Annotated in this window: 17 protein-coding genes and 1 pseudogene; 11 read left to right on the top strand and 7 right to left on the bottom strand. The window is 71.4% G+C overall.

Translation table 11 applies throughout. The features are described from left to right. Positions 1–344 precede the first annotated feature (344 nt). From H4W31_RS42820 to H4W31_RS16050, 5 genes and pseudogenes are all read right to left on the bottom strand, one after another. Positions 345–1,301, bottom strand: a pseudogene (locus tag H4W31_RS42820) (lysylphosphatidylglycerol synthase transmembrane domain-containing protein); the annotation flags it as partial. Positions 1,302–1,413: 112 nt separating this feature from the next. After that, positions 1,414–2,295 (bottom strand): class I SAM-dependent methyltransferase, encoded by an 882-nt coding sequence (locus H4W31_RS16065; protein WP_192767397.1) that lies wholly within the window; start codon positions 2,293–2,295, stop codon positions 1,414–1,416. Further along, complete coding sequence (locus H4W31_RS16060; protein WP_318783226.1) at positions 2,292–3,416, bottom strand: glycosyltransferase family 4 protein; 1,125 nt, start codon at positions 3,414–3,416, stop codon at positions 2,292–2,294. Before H4W31_RS16060 ends, H4W31_RS16065 begins: the two co-directional genes overlap by 4 nt. Continuing rightward, positions 3,413–3,811: a 6-pyruvoyl trahydropterin synthase family protein gene (locus H4W31_RS16055; protein ID WP_192767396.1), complete on the bottom strand. Its 399-nt coding sequence runs from the start codon at positions 3,809–3,811 to the stop codon at positions 3,413–3,415. Before H4W31_RS16055 ends, H4W31_RS16060 begins: the two co-directional genes overlap by 4 nt. Before the next feature lie 4 nt (positions 3,812–3,815). After that, complete coding sequence (locus H4W31_RS16050) at positions 3,816–4,835, bottom strand: zinc-dependent alcohol dehydrogenase (protein ID WP_192767395.1); 1,020 nt, start codon at positions 4,833–4,835, stop codon at positions 3,816–3,818. A 128-nt stretch (positions 4,836–4,963) separates the two neighbouring features. On the opposite strand from H4W31_RS16050, the gene H4W31_RS16045 reads away from it, so the two are divergent. The 7 genes from H4W31_RS16045 to H4W31_RS16015 all read left to right on the top strand — a co-directional run bounded on the left by H4W31_RS16045 (position 4,964) and on the right by H4W31_RS16015 (position 9,996). Next, entirely contained in the window at positions 4,964–5,737 is a 774-nt protein-coding gene (locus tag H4W31_RS16045; RefSeq protein ID WP_318783225.1) for a CDP-alcohol phosphatidyltransferase family protein, read from the top strand. 113 nt (positions 5,738–5,850) lie between these two features. Then, positions 5,851–6,375, top strand: coding sequence for an NUDIX domain-containing protein (locus H4W31_RS16040; protein ID WP_318783224.1), 525 nt, complete (start codon positions 5,851–5,853; stop codon positions 6,373–6,375). 135 nt (positions 6,376–6,510) lie between these two features. Next, a complete protein-coding gene (locus H4W31_RS16035) occupies positions 6,511–7,356 on the top strand; it encodes an MEDS domain-containing protein (protein WP_192767394.1) in 846 nt (281 codons plus the stop codon). Continuing rightward, positions 7,353–8,315 (top strand): sensor histidine kinase, encoded by a 963-nt coding sequence (locus tag H4W31_RS16030; RefSeq protein WP_192767393.1) that lies wholly within the window; start codon positions 7,353–7,355, stop codon positions 8,313–8,315. Before H4W31_RS16035 ends, H4W31_RS16030 begins: the two co-directional genes overlap by 4 nt. Positions 8,316–8,615: 300 nt before the next feature. Beyond that, on the top strand, positions 8,616–9,014 hold the full coding sequence (locus H4W31_RS16025) for a YbaB/EbfC family nucleoid-associated protein (RefSeq protein ID WP_192767392.1): 399 nt from the start codon (positions 8,616–8,618) through the stop codon (positions 9,012–9,014). Next, entirely contained in the window at positions 9,011–9,331 is a 321-nt protein-coding gene (locus H4W31_RS16020) for a WXG100 family type VII secretion target (RefSeq protein WP_192767391.1), read from the top strand. Before H4W31_RS16025 ends, H4W31_RS16020 begins: the two co-directional genes overlap by 4 nt. Then, a complete protein-coding gene (locus tag H4W31_RS16015) occupies positions 9,328–9,996 on the top strand; it encodes a WXG100-like domain-containing protein (protein WP_192767390.1) in 669 nt (222 codons plus the stop codon). The genes H4W31_RS16020 and H4W31_RS16015 overlap by 4 nt, the downstream gene beginning before the upstream one ends. On the opposite strand, the gene H4W31_RS16010 is transcribed toward H4W31_RS16015, so the two are convergent. Beyond that, entirely contained in the window at positions 9,939–15,077 is a 5,139-nt protein-coding gene (locus tag H4W31_RS16010) for a hypothetical protein (RefSeq protein WP_192767389.1), read from the bottom strand. The two genes, H4W31_RS16015 and H4W31_RS16010, sit on opposite strands and share 58 nt — an antisense overlap. Before the next feature lie 77 nt (positions 15,078–15,154). Between H4W31_RS16010 and H4W31_RS16005 the strand changes: the two genes are divergently transcribed. From H4W31_RS16005 to H4W31_RS15995, 3 genes are all read left to right on the top strand, one after another. Then, positions 15,155–15,667, top strand: coding sequence for a hypothetical protein (locus tag H4W31_RS16005; protein WP_192767388.1), 513 nt, complete (start codon positions 15,155–15,157; stop codon positions 15,665–15,667). 192 nt (positions 15,668–15,859) lie between these two features. Then, on the top strand, positions 15,860–16,135 hold the full coding sequence (locus H4W31_RS16000) for a hypothetical protein (RefSeq protein WP_192767387.1): 276 nt from the start codon (positions 15,860–15,862) through the stop codon (positions 16,133–16,135). Further along, complete coding sequence (locus H4W31_RS15995; protein WP_192767386.1) at positions 16,077–16,454, top strand: hypothetical protein; 378 nt, start codon at positions 16,077–16,079, stop codon at positions 16,452–16,454. Before H4W31_RS16000 ends, H4W31_RS15995 begins: the two co-directional genes overlap by 59 nt. A 36-nt stretch (positions 16,455–16,490) precedes the next feature. Here the strand turns inward: H4W31_RS15995 and H4W31_RS15990 are convergent, their stop codons facing one another. Next, positions 16,491–16,862 (bottom strand): MarR family winged helix-turn-helix transcriptional regulator, encoded by a 372-nt coding sequence (locus H4W31_RS15990; protein WP_318783223.1) that lies wholly within the window; start codon positions 16,860–16,862, stop codon positions 16,491–16,493. A 211-nt stretch (positions 16,863–17,073) separates the two neighbouring features. Here H4W31_RS15990 and H4W31_RS15985 point away from each other — a divergent pair, with 211 nt between their 5' ends. After that, complete coding sequence (locus H4W31_RS15985; protein WP_192767385.1) at positions 17,074–20,475, top strand: S8 family serine peptidase; 3,402 nt, start codon at positions 17,074–17,076, stop codon at positions 20,473–20,475. Positions 20,476–20,511 lie beyond the last annotated feature (36 nt).

Raw genomic sequence — 20,511 nt, 5'->3', positions numbered from 1 at the left:
GGACCGTTCCGCCGGTGCCCGACCCGCCAGACGATCTCCCGTACGGCGGCGCCGCGCCGGAGTCCGCCACCCCGTACCCACTCCCGCTTCGGGTCGGCCCGCTCCGGTACGACCTGCCACTGCGGCTCCCGCTCCGGATCGACCGCTCGCGCTCCGCCACGCGTCGCCGCGACGACCGGCTGCGGTACGACCGACTGCGGCACGACCGACCGGTGTCCGACCAGCTGCGGTACCACCGGCCGGTGTCCCACCTGCTGGTGCTCGACCTGCGGGTGTACGGCCAGCGGCGCCAGCGCCGGCTTGGCGGCGACGATTCGGCGGGCGGTGCTGCGGGCGGCGTACCAGCGGACCGCGAGTACCCCGGCCCCGGGCAGACTCGCGACGAAGGCGAGGACGCCGTACACCACCGCGATGGTGAGCCCGGCCGAGGCGGTCAGCCCGACGGCGCCGAACGCCCACGCCGTCACGCCCTCCCGGGGACCCCAGCCGCCGATGTTCACCGGCAGGGTCATCGCGAGCAACGCCAGCAGCATCAGCGGCACCAGCTCGGTGACCGGTGCCGAGACCCCGACCGCGCGGGCCGCGACGACGAAGGTGGCGAGGTGTCCCGCCAGCACCACCGTGGAGGCCAGCGCGATCCCCGGCCAGTTGCGCCGGGCGAGCAGCCCGAGCCGTACGTCGGAGAGCCCCGTACGCCACGCGCGCGCCAACCGGGACGGCCCGGCGGGAGCGGCACCGGACCGGGACCCGGCGAACCGGCTCCGGCGCCGTACGACGATCCCGACGGCGAGGCCGAGCAGTAGCACCAGCCCGGCCACCCCGAACCCGAGCGCCTCGGCCGACGGGGCGCCGAACCGGATCGGCAGGTGTCCGGGAAGCGGGCTGGCGAGCAGCACCGCCACCCCGACTGTGACGAGCACCACCTGGCCGGCGGCACGTTCGAGGACCACCGCCCGGACGCCCCGGCCGACGTCGTCGACGTCCCGACCGTGCCGCACCGCGCGGTGGACGTCCCCGAGTACGCCGCCGGGCAGCGCCGCGTTGAGGAACAGTCCCCGGTAGTAGTCCGCGACGGCGCCCCGCAACGGCAGCGGGATACCGAGGCCACGGGCCACCAGGCACCAGCGCCAGGCGCTGAAGACGGTGGTCAGCAGCCCGATTCCGGTCGCGACGAGCAGCGTGCCGCCGTCGATCACCCGCAGGCCGTCCAGGAAGGCACCGCTACCGAGTCGCCACAGCAGCAGCGCGAGGATGCCGGCGCCGCCGAGCACCCGGGCCCAGGCCCAGAGGGTACGCGTCACGACGCCGCACGGCCTGACTGTGCCGCGAGCGATGGTTGGCTGGCGCCGCGCATAACGGGTCCTCCCTCGGTGAGCCTTCTTCAGACCCTTACGAGGCAGCGGCGCCAAAAGTTCATTCCGATCTCGCGAACAGGTCGGCATGGTGCACGACGACCCGCAGTTCACCCGCCTCGGCGGCGGCCAGTCGACGACCCAGATAGCCGTCGTCGGCCAGCTCCGGCCGCTGCTCGTAGGCGGCGTCGACCCAGCCGCGCAGCCACTGCGCCGTCAGCGCGGCCTGGTCACCGCCGAGCCGCCACGGGCTGGTCCGGACCTGCACCTCGACGCCGAGCCGGCCGAACGCCTGGGTCGAGGCGTCGACGGCGTCCGGACCCAACAGGCGCCGACCGCCGATCGTCCGCCGCTGGTGGGCGTCGAACGCGGCGGCGATCTCGGCGTCCATCGGCTCGGCCGGCGCGAGTTCCACCCGGCCGAGCACGGAGAGGGTGAGCAGCGCCGCGCAGCGGGCACCGACGCACGCGGCGGCGAGCCCGGCCACCTCTTCCAGGGTCAGCAGGTCGAGCAGCGCGGAGGCGGTGACCAGGGTGGCCCCGGCCAGGTCCTCGGCGCTCAGCCGGGTGATGTCGGCCTGCCGGGTCTCGACGGTGACCGGGGAGCCGTCCGCCGCGCTGCCGACCATGTTCGCGGCGGCGTGGGCGAGCAGCTCCGGATCGTGGTCGTACATGACCCAGTGCTGGGGGCCGGACAGTTGGGGGGCGAGCCAGCGCCCCATGGAGCCGCTGCCGCAGCCCAGATCGTGGATCACCGCTCGGGAGGTCCCGGCCAACTGCTGGCGCAGCGGTTCGAGCAGTTCCGTGGCGCGGGCCTGTGCGTCGGCCGGCTCCCGCAGCCCCAGCCAGCCGAGGCTGTACCGGGTGGCCTCGTCCAGCTGGTCCTGGCTGGGGGTGGTGCTGTCGTCGCTCATCCGGTCCGTACCCGTCCTGTCGTCGCTCATCCGGCCCTCCCGGGCTCCCGGCGAAGCCGTTCCAGCACGCCGGACATGGTCTGTACGGTGGTCTCCCAGCCGAGCAGGGTCGCCCGACGATCCCGGGCCGCCCTCCTCAACCGGCTCCGCAGGTCGGGCTCGGTGAGCCAGCGACGCAGCGCTCCGGCCAGCGCCACCGGGTCGGCGGCCGGAACCAGCAACCCGGGAACGCTTCCGTCGGGGGCCCGCCCGACGGCTTCCGGTATGCCGTCCACATCCGTGGACAGCACGGGAATCCCGCAGGCCAGTGCCTCGGTGACCACCATGCCGTAGGTCTCGGAGTGGGACGGCAGGATCAGCAGGTCGGCGGCGGCGTAGCTCGCGGCCAGTTCGGGCCCGCCGCGGGGGCCGGTGAACACCACCCGGTCCGCCAGGTCGTGCCGGGCGGTCAACCCGCGGAGCCGGTCGACGTACTCCACGGCTCGGCCGAGCGGGCCGACCAGGTGGCACGTCCAGGGCAGCTCCCTGATGGTGGCGAGCGCCTCGATCAGCACGTCCTGGCCCTTGCGCGGGGTCAGCGCGGCGACGCAGAGCAGCCGGGCGCCGTCCGCCGTACCCGATGCCAGCGGTGCGGCCTCCACGCCCGGCGCGGCGACGAAGACCCGCCCGGCGGGCAACCCGTGGTGTTCGATGAGCCGGCGTCCGGTCCAGGCGCTGGTCGCGATCACCGCTCGGACCGCCCGCAGGGTCTCCCGCTCCCACGCGTCCCGCTCCGCCGCCTCGGCCGGGGCGAGCCCGGTCTCGTCGGCGAGCGGAAGGTGCACCAGCACCGCCAGGCGCAGCCGGTCGGCCTCGGCGGCCACGACGTCGGGTACGCCGCAGGCCACCAGTCCGTCGAGCAGTACGACGGCGTCATCGGGTACGTCGGCGAGCGCGTCGGCCAGTCCCGCCCGGTCGGCCCGTACCGGCCGGGGCCAGGCGCCCTGGACGGGCAGCTCGGACACCTGCCAGCCGGCAGCGGTCAGACCCCGGCACACCCGACGGTCGTAGCCGTTCCCCCCGCTCGGCGACGCCTGGTCGTCAACGTCGCCGGGCAGGACCACGTACACCGGATTGGCCTGCGCCCCGGGCCCGGCGGTCTGTTCGGTCACAGGGAGCGTTCGTAGCTCGCCCAGGCGATGTGCGACTCATGCAGGGTGACCGTGATTCCGGTCAGCCCCCGGGCGCCCTCGCCGAGCGCTCCGGCGTGCACCCGGTCCGCCAGTCCGTCGGCGATGACCTTGGCCAGGGCCTCGGTCGAGGTGTTGATGCCGGCGAACGCGGGCTCGTCGTCGAGGTTCCGGTAGTTGAACCCGCCCAGCAGGCTGCGCAGTTCCTCGCTGGCCCGGCCGATGTCGACCACGATGTTGTCCGCGTCGAGTTCGGGGCGGCGGAACGTGGCGTCCACGACGAAGGTCGCCCCGTGCAACCGCTGGGCGGGGCCGAAGACCTCGCCCCGGAAGCTGTGCGCCACCATCATGTGGTCACGGACGGTAATGCTGAACAACGGTTCACCCTCCACGGATGTCGGAACCGGCCGGCCCGTCGCCGGCCTCGGAGCGATAGCTGACGAGCTGACACAGCGCGGGCAGTTCGCCGCTGGCCAGCCGGGGAAAGACCTCGGGCAGCTCCTCGAAGTCGCACTCGCCGGTGATCAGCGCGTCGAACGCGGGGTCCGCGAGCAGATCCAGGGCGAGCGCCAGCCGATCACCGAAGGTACGCCGACCACGCATGTTCGGCGACACGGTACCCACCTGGGAGCTGCGGACGACCAACCGGCGGGAGTGGAAGTGCTCGCCGAGCGGCACGCTGACCCGCTGGTCGCCGTACCAGCTCAGTTCGATGACCGTGCCCTCCGGCGCGAGCAGTTCCAGCGAGCGGGTAAGCCCGGCCGAGGTGGCGCTGGCGTGCACGACGAGGTCGCAGTCGCCCGCCGCGTCCGCCGGCAGCGCGAAGTCGACGCCGAGAGCCGCCGCCACCGCCGCCCGGCCGGGATCGGCGTCCACCAGTTGCACCCGCGCGCCGGGGAACCGGGCGAGCACACCGGCCACGGCCGAACCGACCATGCCGGCGCCGACCACCGCGATCCGGTCGCCGACCAGCGGCGCCGCGTCCCAGACCGCGTTCACCGCGGTCTCCACGGTCCCGGCGAGCACCGCCCGGGCCGCCGGCACCCGGTCCGGTACGACGGTGACCGCGGTCGCCGGCACCACGTAGCGGGTCTGATGGGGGAAGAGGCAGAAGACGGTACGGCCGAGCAGAGCCGGCGGGCCCTCCTCGACGACGCCGACGTTGAGGTAGCCGTACTTCACCGGTGCCGGGAAGTCGCCCTCCTGGAACGGGGCCCGCATCGTCGCGTGCTGGTTCTCCGGCACCCCGCCCCGGAAGACCAGCGTCTCGGTGCCCCGGCTCACGCCGGAGTAGCGGGTCCGGACCAGCACCTCGTCGGGACCGGGCCCGGCGAGCGTGACCGGCCGGATCTCGCCCCGACCCGGTGTACGGAGCCAGAACGCGCGACCACTGTGCGTCATCGGGCAGTCCTTTCTCGGCATCCATCCTCGGTTGGCTGAACCGTAGGTCCGCTTTTCCCGTTTCCCTGAGGTGGGACGCGGTAACGATACGCGGATCTTGGATTGTGCCGCAGGACGAGGGAGAAACGGTGACTGTCAGCGAACGCCCCGTCGCAGTACCGCCGGTCGACGAGCCGGCCGTCGGAATGGTCGTACAGTTCGGCCTGCTGGCGGCGCTCGCGGCCGGCGTCGGGCTCGGCCCCGCGGGATGGCTGCTCGGTTCGGCGTACGCCCTGACCAGCTGGCTGCTGCTCAACCACGCCCTGCGCCGGTCCGGCCGGTACGTGCTGGGACCGGCCAATCAGGTGACCCTGGCCCGGGCGACCCTGGTCGGCGGCGTCGCGGCGCTGGTGGCCGACTCGTTCCGTGGCAACACCCCGATCGCGGTGCTGGTGACCCTGGCCACCGTCGCGTTGGCGTTGGACGCGGTCGACGGCCAGGTGGCCCGGCGTACCGGATCGACCTCGGCGCTCGGCGCCCGGTTCGACATGGAGGTCGACGCCTTCCTCATCCTGGTACTGAGCGCCTTCGTGGCGAGTTCGCTGGGCGTCTGGGTGCTCGCGATCGGCGCCCTGCGCTACGTCTTCGTCGTGGCGGCCTGGGCGCTGCCGTGGCTGCGGGCGGCCCTTCCGCCCCGGTTCTCCCGGAAGACCGTGGCCGCGCTCCAGGGCATCATGCTGGTGGTCGCCGTCAGTGGGGTCCTGCCCCGGCCACTGGCGATCGCCTGGGTCGGACTGGCGCTGATCATGCTCGTCTGGTCCTTCGCCAGCGACGTGGCCTGGCTCTGGCGTGCCCGGCCCCGGCCGCTGCGACCGGAGACCCTGGACGCGCCCCGACAGATCTCGGCCAGCGCACAGAGCTGAGCCGAGCCGGCGGCCCCGTACGGCGCCGAGCCGACCGGCAGGACCGGTTGGCGCGCAGCCGCCGAGCGGCCGTTCGGCGCCGAGTCGGCGGGCGGGCGGTATCGTCGTGCGGCGTGACCGGCGTCCTGCATTCGCACTGCTCGTACTGCGGCACCGCCTACCCGGCCCCGGCGACCTGGCCCCGGATGTGCGCGGCCTGCGGCCAGACCACCTGGCGCAATCCGACCCCGGTGGCGGTGGCGATCCTGCCGGTGCTGACGTCGTCCGGGGTCGGCGTGGTGGTGCAGCGTCGCGACATCGAGCCGGCCCGGGGGTTGCTGGCACTGCCCGGCGGTTTCATCGAACACGGTGAGGACTGGCGGGACGCCCTGGTCCGGGAGCTGCGCGAGGAAACCGGCCTGGTCGGCGCCGCCGAGGCGGTACGACCGTTCGCCGTACGCAGCGCGCCGGCCGGCGGGACTCTGCTGATCTTCGGCGTGCTGCCGGCGCGGCGGGCCGAGTCGCTGCCCGCCTCGGCACCCACCGAGGAGGCCACCGAATGGCTCGTGCTCACCGAGCCGACCGAACTCGCCTTCGCCACCCACACCGAGGTGCTGGCCGAGTTCCTCGCCGACCCGGGCCGGAACGCACCGGCCTGACGTACCCCGGCGTACCGGCCCGATGTGGCCGGCGGGGCATGGCCGGCGGGGCGTGCTTGGTGGGGCCGGCGGGGGATGGTCGGGCGTGGCCGCAGCGGTCCGAGCGGCCGTGCCGGGGCGGCTTAAACTGTCGGCATGCGGGCGATCGGCGGAACGAGGCAGCTGGCGCCGCCGTCGGCGCACGCCCACGCCTGTTGGTCCTACGACGATCCGGCGGACTTCGACACCCGGGCCCAGGCGTTCCTTCTCGACGGGCTGCCGGCCGGCGAACGGGTCTGGCTCGTCACCGCGGAACAGCCACGGGACGTCGTGGAACGACTGCGGACCGTCAGCGACCTCGGGGCGGCGCTCGGCCGGGGAGCCGCCCAGGTCGTCCCGCTGACCTCGACGTACCGCGGCGACGTCATCGATCCCGCCGCCCAGGTGGCCGCCTACGCCGCCGCGACCGAGCAGGCCCTGGCGACCGGCTACACCGGGCTACGGGTGGTGGCCGACGCCACCTCGCTGGTACGCACCCCGGCCCGGCTCGCCGCCTTCGCCCGGTACGAGCACCTGATCGACCGGTACATGCGGACCCGGCCGATGTCGGCGGTGTGCGGGTACGACCGGCGCGAACTCGGCGACCAGGCGGTCGCCGAACTGGCGTGCATGCATCCCGAGGGCAATGCCGACGACACCCTGTTCCGGCTGCACGCCTGCGATCCCGGCGACGGCGCCGCCGCCCTCTCCGGTGAACTGGACAAGTTCAACCTCGAACTCTTCTCGACCGCACTGGACCGTGCCGACCTGCGCCCCGTCGACGGCGAACTGGTGCTGTGGGCGAGCGACCTGCGGTTCATCGACCACCACTGCCTGACCTGGTTGCGGGACCACGCCCGCCGGCTCGGCGCGACCGCGGTCCTGCGCACATCTCGGTCCACCGCCGCCCGCCTCGTCGACCTGTTGGACCTGTCCGGCATCCGGGTGGAGGCGGCACGATGAGAACGGGCGCGGCCGCCGGACACGACGGCTACTACCACGAAGCCGTCTGCTACCGGTCCGACGCGGAACTGCTCGCCGTGGCGGTGCCGTTCCTACTCGACGGAGTCGCCGCCGGAGAGCCGACCGTGGTGTCCCTCGGCGAGCAGAACGAGGCACTGGTCCGGGCGGCACTTCCCGCCGATGCGCCGGTCACCTTCCTGACCGGCGGCGACGTGTACGCCCGGCCGGCCGCCGCGATCAAGGCGTACCGGCAACTGCTCGCCGGCTACGTCGCCGAGGGCGCGCGGCAGATCCGGATCATCGGCGAGGTGCCGCGCGTCGCGCTCGGCGCGACCTGGGACTGGTGGGCCCGGTACGAATCGGCGATCAACCGCGTGTACGACGACTATCCGCTGTGGAGCATGTGCGCCTACGACACCCGGATCACGCCCGCGCCCGTACTCGGCGACATCATGCGCACCCATCCGCGCATCGCCACGGCGGACGGCCGGTCTGTACCGAGCGGCACCTACACCGACCCCGCCGCGTACCTGACCGAGACGCGTACGGTGCTGCCCGATCCGCTCCAGCGGACCGCGCCGGTGATCGAGCTGACCGATCCCACGCCGACCCAGGCCCGCCGTGCCGTGTACGGCGCCGACCGGGGGCAACTGCCGGCCGACGATGTCGAGGATCTGGTCGTCGCGGTCAGCGAGACGGTCACCAACGCGCTCCGGTACGGGCGCCCACCGGTCCGGTTCCGCCTCTGGACCGGTGACGACCGCATCGTCGTCACGGTCAGCGATGGCGGCACCGGGCCGAAGGACCCCTTCGCCGGCCTGATTCCGGCCGGCAACGGATCTCCGGGTGGTCTCGGCCTGTGGATCACCTATCAGTCCTGCGGCCACGTGGCGCTCCACCGTGACGCGGACACCTTCACCGTACGACTGACCGCCGGAAACCCGCACTTCGCCGTCTGATCCGATCCGCCGGCGCGGCATCGGATGCGGGCCGGTCGAGAGGATCCTTTCCGGGATCGTGCTGTCGCCCCGAAGATCATATTGTCGCCGAGGGATGCCGATATCGATCATGGACACCGGAGACAAGATCGTCGAATACCACCAAAGCCAGCCGGGATTCCGATCGCGGTACGACCATCCACCGCTCCCCCGCCGGTAGGTACATTGCGGACGCCGGTCTGGTATCTTCCCTCCGCTCGACAGTTCTCCGAGACATTTTCGCGCCAAACCGAGTGGATCGTTTACGGGAGACGATGCGGCATGCCGGACAGCTATTCGATCAATGGGATGGCCACCCACATGGACGCCCTCCTCGCCGAGATGCGAACCACGCTGGGTCGGATGACCGAGGAGACGTTCCGACCGACGGCGGGCCGGGGTCTCGCGGCACACGGCCGGGTGCGGGCCACCGTGGGTGACCGGGGGCATCTGACCGAACTGGTGATCGACGGTCACTGGCTCTCCAGCGTGGACAACCAGACCCTGGTGAAGGCCGTCAAGGAGGCCGTGTGCGGCGCGGTGGACGACGTACACGAGCAGATCGAGAACCTTCCGCCGATCACCGAGCACCTGGACGAGATGGTGGAGGTTCTTGATCGGACCCTGGACGAGATCTCGAACGATCTCGCCCGGGCCGTGGGCGGGACCGCGTCGCTGTGAATAAATGGGTAGCCGTCGATGTCGACCATGTCCGGCGCAGCGCCACGAAGATCTCCGATTACGGCCACGACCTGATCGAGTTGACCCGCCGCCTCGCGACGGATATCACGCCGGTCCCCGGCTGGGGAGACGAGCACGGCGGCGCGACCTTTGCGAGCGTGTACGCGGAGATCACCGAACTGGCTTTCCACAAGTACGGACTACTGGCAACAGATCTGGACGACCTCGCTGCGAATCTGCGGCGGATCGCGGTCGAGTGGGAAGGCTCCGACGACCGTGCCGGAACAATGATCGGAAAGATCGGTCGCGGCCTGTGAGCATAGAGCTCCCCCACCACCTCGGCTGGGTGCACGAGTTGTGCGGCAGTACCTGGCTGGCGGCGGACGAGGATCGTCTCTTCGACCTCGCCCGCCGCTTGAGGATGTCCGCGGCGGCCCTGCGGGAACTGGACCAGGACGTGGACCTGGTGGCTCGGGACGTCGTCGCGAACAACGACGCCGAGTCGATCTACGCCTTCGGGCAGACCTCGCGCCGGAGCCACTACAACCACCAGCTGGCGGCCCAGGCGACCGACCTGATCGGTGACATGGCAGTGAGCCTCGGCCTCGCCATCCAGGCCGCCAAGATCACCTTGCTCGGCGTCCTGGGCCTGACGGCGACCCGGATCGTGAGAGCGAAGGCGGCCGCCCAGTTCGTCCCCGGTACCTCGGCCGACGAGGCGTTCGAGGCGGCTGCGGCCGGCCGGGTGGCGATAGCCATGACGCTCCGCCGGCTACAGGTGTTCATCGAGGTGGACGTCGCCACCCACATGCGTGGCGCGATCATGGAGACCCTCGTCAGGATCAAATCGGCCAACTCCCCGTCGGCCGCCGAGCCCGCGCCGGACGAAGGCCAACGCGCCGCCGCAGGTGCCGCGGCGCAGGGCTACGACGCCACGCCTGGCACACCGGAGGGCACCGGTCCCGATCCGACGGCGACGTAGCGTGACGATCGTTGCTCCACTACGGCCTTGATGGCCCACAGGGTGTCCCGAACGGCGGGTTCCTGGTCGTCACGAGCCAACTGAACCGCCAACCAGTGTGCGACGTCGGCGTCCTCGCGGTAGCCGTTAGGGGTGAACGGGCCGACCGACCAGTGCCGCACCGCGTTGAGGGCGATCTCGTGCAGGACGGGGTGGTCGCCGTCGAGCCGGGTCAGGACCGCCGGCCAGTCGCCGAGCACGGCGAGTCCGGCCAGCCTGCCACGCTCCACGCTGGGATGGGCGCCGGCCGTACGCAGGCCGGTGAGCAGCCCGTACGCGGTCACCGCGCCGTCGCGGTCCCCGCTCTGGTAGGCCCGCCAGCCGAGAAAGCCGATCCGGGCCAGGACGTCGGCGAGCATCGACTGTTCGAGAGTTCCGTACGCCGTACTGCTCATCACCTGAACCGGCCACTCAAGCTCCTCGCGCCCGACCGTGGTGCAGGCCGACCGGAGCAGTTCCGGCGTGCCGACGCCCGCCTTCACACATGCGCCGAGGAAGGCGGGGAGCGCGGTGTGGGCGTCCTCGGCTGGCGCGTGTGCCAGCAGCGCCGCCGAGGCTGCGGCAGGCAACCGGAAGGCATCGACCTCGCCGGCATCGAGCAACGCACCGCCCGCGATGTCGGCGTTCAACCAGAGCACCGCCGCCGCGATCTCGTCGTCCCACCCGGATCCACCGTCGACCGCAGCAGAGTCCCCCGACCCGGAACCGTCGTCGCGCCCAGCAGAGTCCCCCGACCCGGAACCGTCGCCGCCCGCACCGGACAGGAGCAGGTCCCGGCACAACTCCTCGTCGAACGGCAGGCCCGTCCACAGATGGAACCACGGCCAGCCCTGTAGCAGGGCGAGTAGACCGCGCTCGCGCAACCGCCGCACCACCACGGCCGACGCCACCACGCGGTGCCTTGCCGGCAGAGCCCCGACCAGTGCCGTCAGCGCCTCGACCCGCTCCGGGTCGATGGTGTCCACCACATCGTCGATCAATCGCCGCAGCCCGTGCTCGTCGCCCTCGACCTGGGCGGCCTGCGCGGCCGCCAGCAGCCGAGAAGGGGACGATCGCGACGAGGTTCGCGCCAGTACCTCCGCGCAGCGGTCCGGATGCCGTTCGAGAATCCGGTGCACGGCGGCGACCGCCGTCCAGTCGTCGCCCTCGGTGTACCGGCGGAGCAGTTCCGGACCGTCGAGGTCCGCCTGCAGAACCTCGCGGGCTCCGGCCATCTCCGCCGGCACGATCCAGGCCGGCGAGGGTTCGAGCCACATGCTCCAGAAGATGTCCTCGGCGATGCCGAAGGAGAACCGGCGGGGCAGTAGCGAGTCGAGGCGGCCGGCGGCGAACATCCGCTCCAGGTGGGCCAACCGCTCGGCGTCGAGCCGCCCGATGCGCGTCCGGTCGGCCGTTTCCCGCAGCATCACCTCGACCACCGCCAACCGTGCCTCGCTGGCCGTCAGGTACTCCTGCTCCCGCGCCTCGCCGGGGGTGATGCCCAGCCGCCGGAGAGCCTGGTAGGCCGCATCGACGATGTCCCAGGGGTACGCCGCGTCGATCAGGTCACCGATCGTCAACCCCGGCGTTACCAACCGAACCTCACCCACCGCCTCGACGGCCTGTCGACGTAGCGTCCGGGGGACATCCGGCCGCAACAGCCCGACGAGCGTCTCGGAGAGCCCCCGGTTGAACTCGTCGGGTTTCTCGCTCGTGGCGTCACTGCGCAGGGCACGCCGAACGAGGGCGGCGACGGCGATGCCACGGGCGGCCGGCACGACGTCCGGATCGTCCGCCACGGCCCGTAGCGCATCCCAGGAGACCGCCGAGTCCAACTCCACCAGCCCGCGTGCCGCCGCCTCCCAGCTGGCCTCGCCCAGCGCCGGCGATCGGAGCAGGGCACGCTGCGTGGCGATGAAGCGGTCGAGGGCATCCTGGGGCGGGATTTCGCACGCCCGCAGTAACTGCGCGGCGAAGACGGCGTCGACGTTCTGAGCCAGGTCGATGACCTGCCTGGTCCGCTCGGGTTGGTCACCGGAAGAACCAAGCATGAGCCGCAGCGGTTCACGCCATTTGAACTGCAGGGTCCGCTCCCGCAGCAGATCGGCGTCATGCGTACGGCCGGCCAGGACGCGGGCGGCGTAGTACTCCTGGAACAGCAGACGGCGGAAGCGTACGTGCCCGCCGTCGGAGCACAACAGGTCCGAGTCGAGCAGCGCTTGCAGCAGTCTCGGAGCGTCCGACGCGCCGACCACGCCGGCCAGCAGGCGTTGTGCCTCGTCCCGAGGCATGTCCGTGACGTTGTGCCGCTCGACGAGTGCCTCGCCCAACGCCTCCAGCGCCGCTTCCTTCAGTTGCAGGGTGAAGTGACCGGGGTGTCCGTCGGCTCCGGTGCCGGCAGCATCGCCCAGCGTGAGCAGTCGGCCCGCGAAGTGGCCGAACAGCATTCCGACGTTCTCCGGCAGCGTGCCGTTGACCGCGTCGGGCGACACGTAGTACTCCACGAGCAGCCAGAGGAACAGTGGGTTCCGGGCCAGTTCCCACATCTGCCGGTTCTGTGGCCGGCGTAGCAGTCTGGACAGCCGGTCGGCCTTCTCGTAGCCGGCCGGCCCGAAGGTCGCCCGGAGGCTGTCGATGATGTACTCGTGGGCCTTGCCCTCCGTCACGTCCTGCAACTCCGCAACCGGGAAGCCGAACAGGTCGGAGGAGAAGCCCAGGCTCCGGTGGCAGACGACGACAGGAGTACGGGGATAGCTCCCGCGAAGTGCGCTCACCCAACCGACCACCGACGGCCGGCCGTCGTCGGCCAACTCGTTGAACCCGTCGACGGTGACGTGGACCGTACCGAGGCGCAGGTGACCGTCGTCGATGGCCAGCCCGGCGGCCAGCCCGAGTACCCGTGCCGGCGAGTGCCCGGTGCCGGATTCCGGCTCGCCGACCAGCAGCGTGGCCTGGGCCTGCGCGATGTCGCCGGCGCTTACCAGCACCGGGAACCGGGCCGGCGGATCGACCGCGAAGACGTCGTCACGACCCGCCGCACAGACCGCCCGCGCCAGCCGAATCCGTAGCTCGTGGACCAGCGTGCTCTTGCCTGCGCCGGGGTCGCCGACGACGGCCACCTCGGGCAGGTCGGCGATCAGATCCAGCGCGTCGCCGCGTACCCCTGACTGCACGCCGGACGGTGTCGACCCTCGCGACTCCAGGTAGGCATCCAGACGGATGTACGCGGAGCGGTCCTGCTCGCCCAGCACGATGTTCTGCGCCGCCGGCAGGAACGCGGCGGTGACGACCCGGACGCGTACGTCGTCCACCACACCGCGTACGTCGTCCGACAGATTCTCGTGGCGGTCCAGCGCGCGCAGCGCCTCGGCCACCACCCCGGCGATGTCGGTGGCCGGATCCAACCGGGCCCACGCGGCGAGCGCCAGCCCCTCCAACTCGGCCTGGGACCAGTGCCGGTACGGCCCCTGTTCGTCGAGCCACTCCGTGGCCACGCCCGCCGCCGCCACGGCAGCCCGGATCTTGTCCTCGTCCTGATCGGCGTCCGGCCATTTGAGCGTCCGGCACGCGGCGAGCGTCAGTTGCTCCAGGTAGTCCCGCCGAAAGCCGCCGTCCCGGTCCGTCTCGGGGTAGTTGGCGTACGCCAGCCGGCGAATCGTCCAGAGCATCTCGAAGGACGTGCGCAGTACCGGATCGTCAACCCCGGTGATCACCAGGTCTCCGGCCTCGGCGGTGAGCGGATGCAGCCGTACCGCCGTCGCCAGCAGGCGCTGGAGCCGCACCAGCGCCGGCCACGCCAGCCGCGGGGCGATCACCTCGCGGAGCAGGCACACCTCCAGCCACGCCGGGTCACTGAGAACCGGTTGCTCCGGAGCCACGCCGGCAAAGTCGATCAGGAACAGTTGGTCGTCGAGCAACAGCACGTTACGTGGGTTCAGATCGCCGTGCACGAGGGCGCGTACCCGGCTCCGCACGTCCGTCGTGAGGATCTGCCGCAGGACGGCGAACGGATGTCCGAGCAGCACGTCGTCGACGGTCACACCGTCTCGACCACCGTCCCGGGTATCGGGCAGGAATCGCGTGATCGTCGCCCAGTGCGTTCCCGCGCGGGTCGCCAACACCCGTCCGATGACCGGGATCCGCTCGTCGGCGAAGCGCCGCAGCGCGCCCAGCAGGTCGTGCGTCCGGGCTGGACGCAGTTCGACAGTCGTGTTCTGGGCGCGTCCGAGAACGCGCTCGTCGTCCCGTACCGAAATATGCAGTTCGCGGAGGGCGACCGTGTCGTCGACCGATATCCGGGCGCGCCCCTCCGGATCCGACGGTAGCCAGGTCGCCGCGTACAACACGTCCCGGGGGTAGCGGCGCAGCTCCTCGACCGCATCCGGCAACGGGATTCCGTGGCTCGGATAACCCTCCGGATGGACCCGGTCCACCTCGAGCACCAGGTCCACCCCGAGCGAGGGGTTGAGTGACTCCAGCGTACGAGCGCCTTCGACGACCTCACACTCGGCGTGCAGGGCTGTCGCCACCCGGGACAGCAGCGCTTCCAGCCGTCGTACGACGGGCCCGGAGTTGCACCGGAGGAGCGCGGCCCGGGCCATGCTCTCCAACGTCTCCGGGGTGCCGTCGGGCAACCCGGCCCAGTCGGCGACGTGGCGATATACGATCGCCGCCCGGCCGGTTCCGGCGAGGCCGTCCCGCGGTCCATCCAATACGGACTCGCTCACCGCGTCGACCGGCGTCAGGATCGCCTGGGACTGGTTCTTGAGGTAGGTGCGAATGGCCGCCCATTCGGCCCCGATGGCTGATACCCGGTCGACCTTGACGACACACCGTTCGCGCCGTCCCGGACCCCTGCGCTCCACGGCGACATCGAAGACCTCCGCGCCGCTACGGCCGCCGGGGAGTCTCCGCAGGACGTTGATCCGGTCGACCTGCCCGCGCCACCGGCCAGGGGATCCGTCCTCGGCACCAGGCGGATCGACGGCGATGCCGCGCAGCACCTCCTCGAGCTCGGGCCGCTGCTCGTCCGGCACGTCGGGCGCGGTGAAGCCGACCTCCATCCCACCTCCCCGGTCAACCACATCGATCGCGTCGCCACGCCGGGCTGACGCTCGACGGCCGTAGTCATGATGGCACCATGGCCTCTTCATGGGACACCGTGCTGTCCATAGTCGGCGGTGTGATCGGCACTCTGGCCGGCGTCGGTGTGGGCGGCATGATCGGCTATCGCACCCAGCGAACACACTGGTCCCGTGGCCTACGGGTAGAGGCGTACGCCGAATTCCTCCGGGCCTTCGCGGCGGTCTACAACACCGCCAGCCGGCCATGGCGGGAGGGGGAGAAGGTCGACGTGGACTGGGCCGACTGGAACCGGGCCCTCGGCATGGTCGTCCTGGTGTCGCAGACCGACCTGGCCGCGGCCGCGGTTGCCGTTGACGAGCAGCTCTGGCGCCTACACATCCTGGCCGGGAAGCACCGGCATCCGATCAACGGTGCCGAGTGGGATGACCTGTCCGCCCCGCTGGAGCAGGCCCGCCTGGACTTCGTCAACGCCGCGCGACGCGAGCTGTCCCGGAGCAACGCGCCGCTGCCCCGGATGATGGGCCGGCCCGCCGCCTCGGATGAGATATGGCGGGGTCACCCGCGCTGATCTTGAAGGGGTCAGGTGCTGTCGTACCGCGGCTACATCAATCCGTTGCCTCTGGTCGAAGCGCTGGCCAGCGTCACGGACGCCACCCCCGCCGGCTGAGAACGACACCACGTGAAGGCCGGTCTACGCGACGCGGTGTGGGGACGGCCCGCCCCGCCCCGCGACTGACGGGGGCGGGACTGGGGCGGCCTCGTGACCACCCGCCTGGGTGAGCTGCGGCCGGCCGCGCTCGCCGGGGTGCACTTCACCCTGCCCGAGTTCCCGATCGGTGCGCCGCCGCTGCACGGGGAGCCGACCGGGGAGGAGAGGGCCGCCCTGGCGCAGATGCGGTCCCTGGAGACCGGCTCGGGGTACGCCAAGCAGCAGTCGACGCGTCCACAGACCCTCGGGTACGGGCTGGCCGACTCCGGTGGGGCAGGCCGCCTGGATCTACGAGAAGTTCGCCGAGTGGACGGACACCGACCATGACCCGGAGCAGGTCCTGACCAAGGACGAGTTGTTGGACAACATCACGCTCTACTGGCTCACCAACACGGCGGCGTCCTCGGCGCGGATCTACTGGGAGTACGCGGTCGCCGGCACCACGACGGTGAAGCTGGACCTGCCGGTCGGGCTCAGCGTGTTTCCGCGCGAGATCGTCCGGGTGCCCCGGATCTGGGCAGAGCGCGCGTTCAGCGACGTCGTCTACTTCAACGACCGGGTTCCCGCGGGCGGCCACTTCGCCGCGTTCGAGCAGCCCGGGATCTTCACCGAGGAGATCCGGAGGTTCGCCCGTCAGCTCAGGTGACCGCCGGCTCTGAGTGGGACCCTCACCCACCCCGTCCTAGTCGGCTGTCGAGGACCCCAGCAGGTTGCCCTCGATCCGGTCCAGTACGCCGATCGCGTCGCGCTGTTGCTCGGCGGTCATCTCACCGACGGTGAGACGCTCCAGTTCCGTCCAGATCCGCTCGACCTGTCGGCGCAACGCGAGGCTGGCCGGGGTGGGCTCGACCCGGGTGGCCCGCCGGTCGTCGGGGTCCGGCACCCTCCGCACGTAGCCGGCACGTTCGAGGCGCTGCACCGTACGGGTCATGCTGGCGGAGTCGGTGTCGAACTCGGTGGCCAGGTCGACCTGCCGCTGCGGGCCGGACTCCCACAGCCGCATCATCAGCAACTCCTGACCGGTGTGCAGGCCGACCTCCCGAAGGAGTTGCACGGCGCGCAGCCGGTGGATCCGGCCGACCCGGAGAATCGCGTGACAGCGAGGAAAAATCAAGGCGGATAAATCGCGATCGATACAGCCCGTTCATCCTCCACCCTTCCCGACGGACTACCTTGGCGGCAGGGTCGGGAGGACGGCCACCTTCGCATCGCTTCCGTTCCGGTGACCACGGGCGAAGGCATGTGCCTGGCGTACGGGAGGATTCATGCGTACTCGACGAGGGCCGTGGCGCGGGCTGCTGGCGGCCGTCCTGGTCGGCTCGCTGCTCCCTGCCGGCTTCGGCCCGGGAGCCGGCACGGCCTCGCCGACCGGTGCGACTGATACCCACGCGGCCGGCGCTGGCTCGGTGGGCGCCAGTGTCGCCAGGGCTGGCGACGTGGCCCAGGAACTCGTGCTCATCACCGGCGACCGGGTGACCCTCAATCCCACCGGCGCGGTCAGGATCGAGCCGGGTGAGGGCCGGGACGGCATCAACTTCGCCACCTACAGCGACGCCGACGAGCATGTCCACGTCGTACCGTCCGACGCGGTGGATCTTCTGGCGCGAGGCGGACTCGACCGGAACCTGTTCGACGTGACGGCGCTCGCCGCGTACGGCTACGACAGCCGGCGCGGCGGCACACCGCTGATCGTGACGTACGTCAGGAACGGCGACAGTTCCGCGGCACGCGTTCGGATCGCCAAGGGCGGCGCGCGGCTCGCCCGGGAACTGCGAAGCGTGGGCGGTGCCGCGGTGCAGCCGTCGTCTGTCACGGCGGCGAAGCTCTGGAACGAGATCACCACCGGCGCTGGCCGGCGGAAACTGCGCCCCGAGATCGGCCAGGTGTGGCTGGATCGCAAGTTGAACCTGCACCTGGACAGCAGCGTGCCACAGGTTGGTGCGCCCACGGCCTGGGCCGCCGGCTACGACGGGACCGGCGCGAAGATCGCCGTGCTCGACTCGGGCGTCGACGCCACCCACCCCGACCTGGCGGGCAAGGTCGTCGCCGCGCAGAACTTCACCTCGGAGGCCGACGCCGGGGACCTGCTCGGCCACGGGACGCACGTGGCCTCGATCGCGGCCGGTACCGGCGCGGCGTCCGACGGCGCCCGCCGGGGTGTGGCACCCGGCGCGTCGCTGCTCAACGGCAAGGTCTGCACCGCGGCGGCCTCGAACAACTGTCCCGAATCGGCGATCATCGCCGGCATGCAGTGGGCCGCGCAGCAGGGTGCGGACGTGGTCAACCTCAGCCTCGGCGGGCTCGACACCGTCGGCGTCGACCCGATGGAACAGGCCGTCAACACCCTCAGCGCGCAGCACGGCACGCTCTTCGTGGTCTCGGCCGGCAACCGCGGTCCCGGCGAGATGACGGTGGAGAGCCCCAGCACCGCCGACGCGGCGCTGTCGGTCGGTGCCGTCGGCGACGACGACCACCTGCCCTACTTCACCGCCCGCGGTCCGCGCATCGGCGACACCGCGATCAAGCCGGACCTGACCGCACCCGGGGTGAGCATCACCGCAGCGGCCAGCTCCACCGCACCCTCGACGCCACTGGGCGAGTTCTACGTGGCGAACGAGGGTACGTCGATGGCCGCGCCGCACGTGGCCGGCGCGGCCGCGATCCTCGCCCAGCGCAACCCGGGGTGGACCGGGACACAGCTCAAGTCGGCGTTGCTGGGCTCGGCCCAACCCCACGACCCGACGCCGATCTTCGAACAGGGCGCCGGTCGGCTCGACGTCGCTCGCGGGTACGACCAGCGGCTGCTCGCCGACCCGCCGAGCCTCAGCCTGGGCCGTCAGCAGTACCCGCACCACGACGACCCGGTGCTCAACCGCACCGTGACCTACACGAACACCGGCACCTCCGCCGTCACCCTGAGCCTGGATCTGACGACCCGGGACCCGAACGGCTCGACCGCGCCGACCGGGATGTTCGCACTCAGCGCCTCCTCGGTAACCGTGCCCGCGGGTGGCAGCGCCGCCGTGCGGTTCTCCGCCAACACCGCGCTGGACGGCCCGGAGGGGCACTACGGCGGGACCATCACGGCGACGGCCGGCGGCGACGTACGCGTCGTCACCCCGTACGCGGTCGACCGCGCCGTCGCCGGTGGGGAGGTCACCTTCCGGCACCTCAACAGCGTCGGCGAGCCGACCAGCGAACGCAGCACGATCCTGTTCTCCCTGGACGGCGGGGAGGACTACTTCCTCGGCACCGAGAGCGAGCCGATCACCCGGTACATCCGGGCGGGTACGTACTTCCTCCAGTCCTGGATCACCGACTCGGCCGACTTCGACTCCCGGCAGACGATGCTGGTCAACCCGAGCGTGCGCATCGACCGCGACCAGACCATCACCCTCGATGCCCGACTGGGGCGGCCCGTCGACGTCGACGTCACCGACGACCCGAACGAGCGGACGCTCAGCGTGGAGCTCGGATACTGGTGGCGCGACAACGCCGGCAACACCCGGTCGTACGGCAATCTGCTCGATGGCGGTCGGCCGCTCGCCTTCGGCCAGGTCGATCCCGAGCAACGCACCCCCGGGCTGACCAGCTTCCTGAACGTCACCCTGGCCGAACCGGGGCCGGGCGGCGACGACTTCGTCAACTCGCCCCGCAGCTACCACCTGCTGAAGCGGTTCGACCAACACGTACCGACCGGATTCACCCAGACCTACTCGACCGCGTCGTTGGCGCGGGTGGACGCGCGACTCGCCGAGAGCACCCCGAACACGCGGGGAAACAAGTCGTCGTACCCGTCCTTCGGGGAACAGCGCTGGACCGGCCAGTTCGCGATTCAGTTCGACCTGCCCTTCACCCACACCGAGTACTACAGCGCCGCTCCCGGTCTGCGCTGGTTCTCGACGTTCGGGGACCATCATCCGCCGTCGCGCACCTCAACGATCTCGTTGCAGAGCGCACCACGCGCCTACCCGCCGGGGACGACGGTCACCGAGGGATGGAACGAGCCCGTGCTCGGCCCGTCGTACTCCGCGTTGCTGGTGCCGTCCGACGGCGTGCACCGGACCGGCAACACCATCCATCTGGACCCGATGCTCATCGGCGACGGTTCCGGCCACTCCGGTTGGGCCAACGCCACGCCGCGGTACACGCTCCGTCGTAACGGGACCGTCATCGCCGACAGCACCAGCGGCCCCTGGCCCGACGTGACGGTCCCGGCCACCCGGTCGACCTTCCGCCTGGAGGGCCGGGTGGAACCAATGGCGCCGGCTGAGCTCTCCACCCTGGTCACCGCCGTCTGGACGTTCGGCTCGCGCACGACGAGCGGCAGCACGCCCGTACGACTTCCGCTCTGGACGGTGTCGTTCCGCCCAGTTCTCGACGACAGCAACGTCGCGAAGGCGGGTACGACTTTCACGTTCCCGGCGACGCTCGCGGCCCAGCCCGGCTCGTCGCCCGGCAGCGTACGGAAGGTGACCGTGCAGTACTCGACCAACGACGGGACGTCGTGGAGCAACGCCGCGGTCTCGGGATCCGGCAACACGCGGACCGTCTCGGTGCCGCACCCGAACACGTCCGGGTTCGTCTCGCTGCGGGCGACGGTGACGGACTCCGCGAACAACTCCGTGGAACAGACCGTCGTTCGCGCGTACAAGATCGCCCCATAGCCCGGCCGGATCGTGGACGACGTCCGGAGCCACCTG

Source organism: Plantactinospora soyae, assembly GCF_014874095.1.
Taxonomy (GTDB): Bacteria; Actinomycetota; Actinomycetes; order Mycobacteriales; family Micromonosporaceae; genus Plantactinospora; species Plantactinospora soyae.
This window is presented reverse-complemented; position numbering and strand designations above follow the sequence as displayed.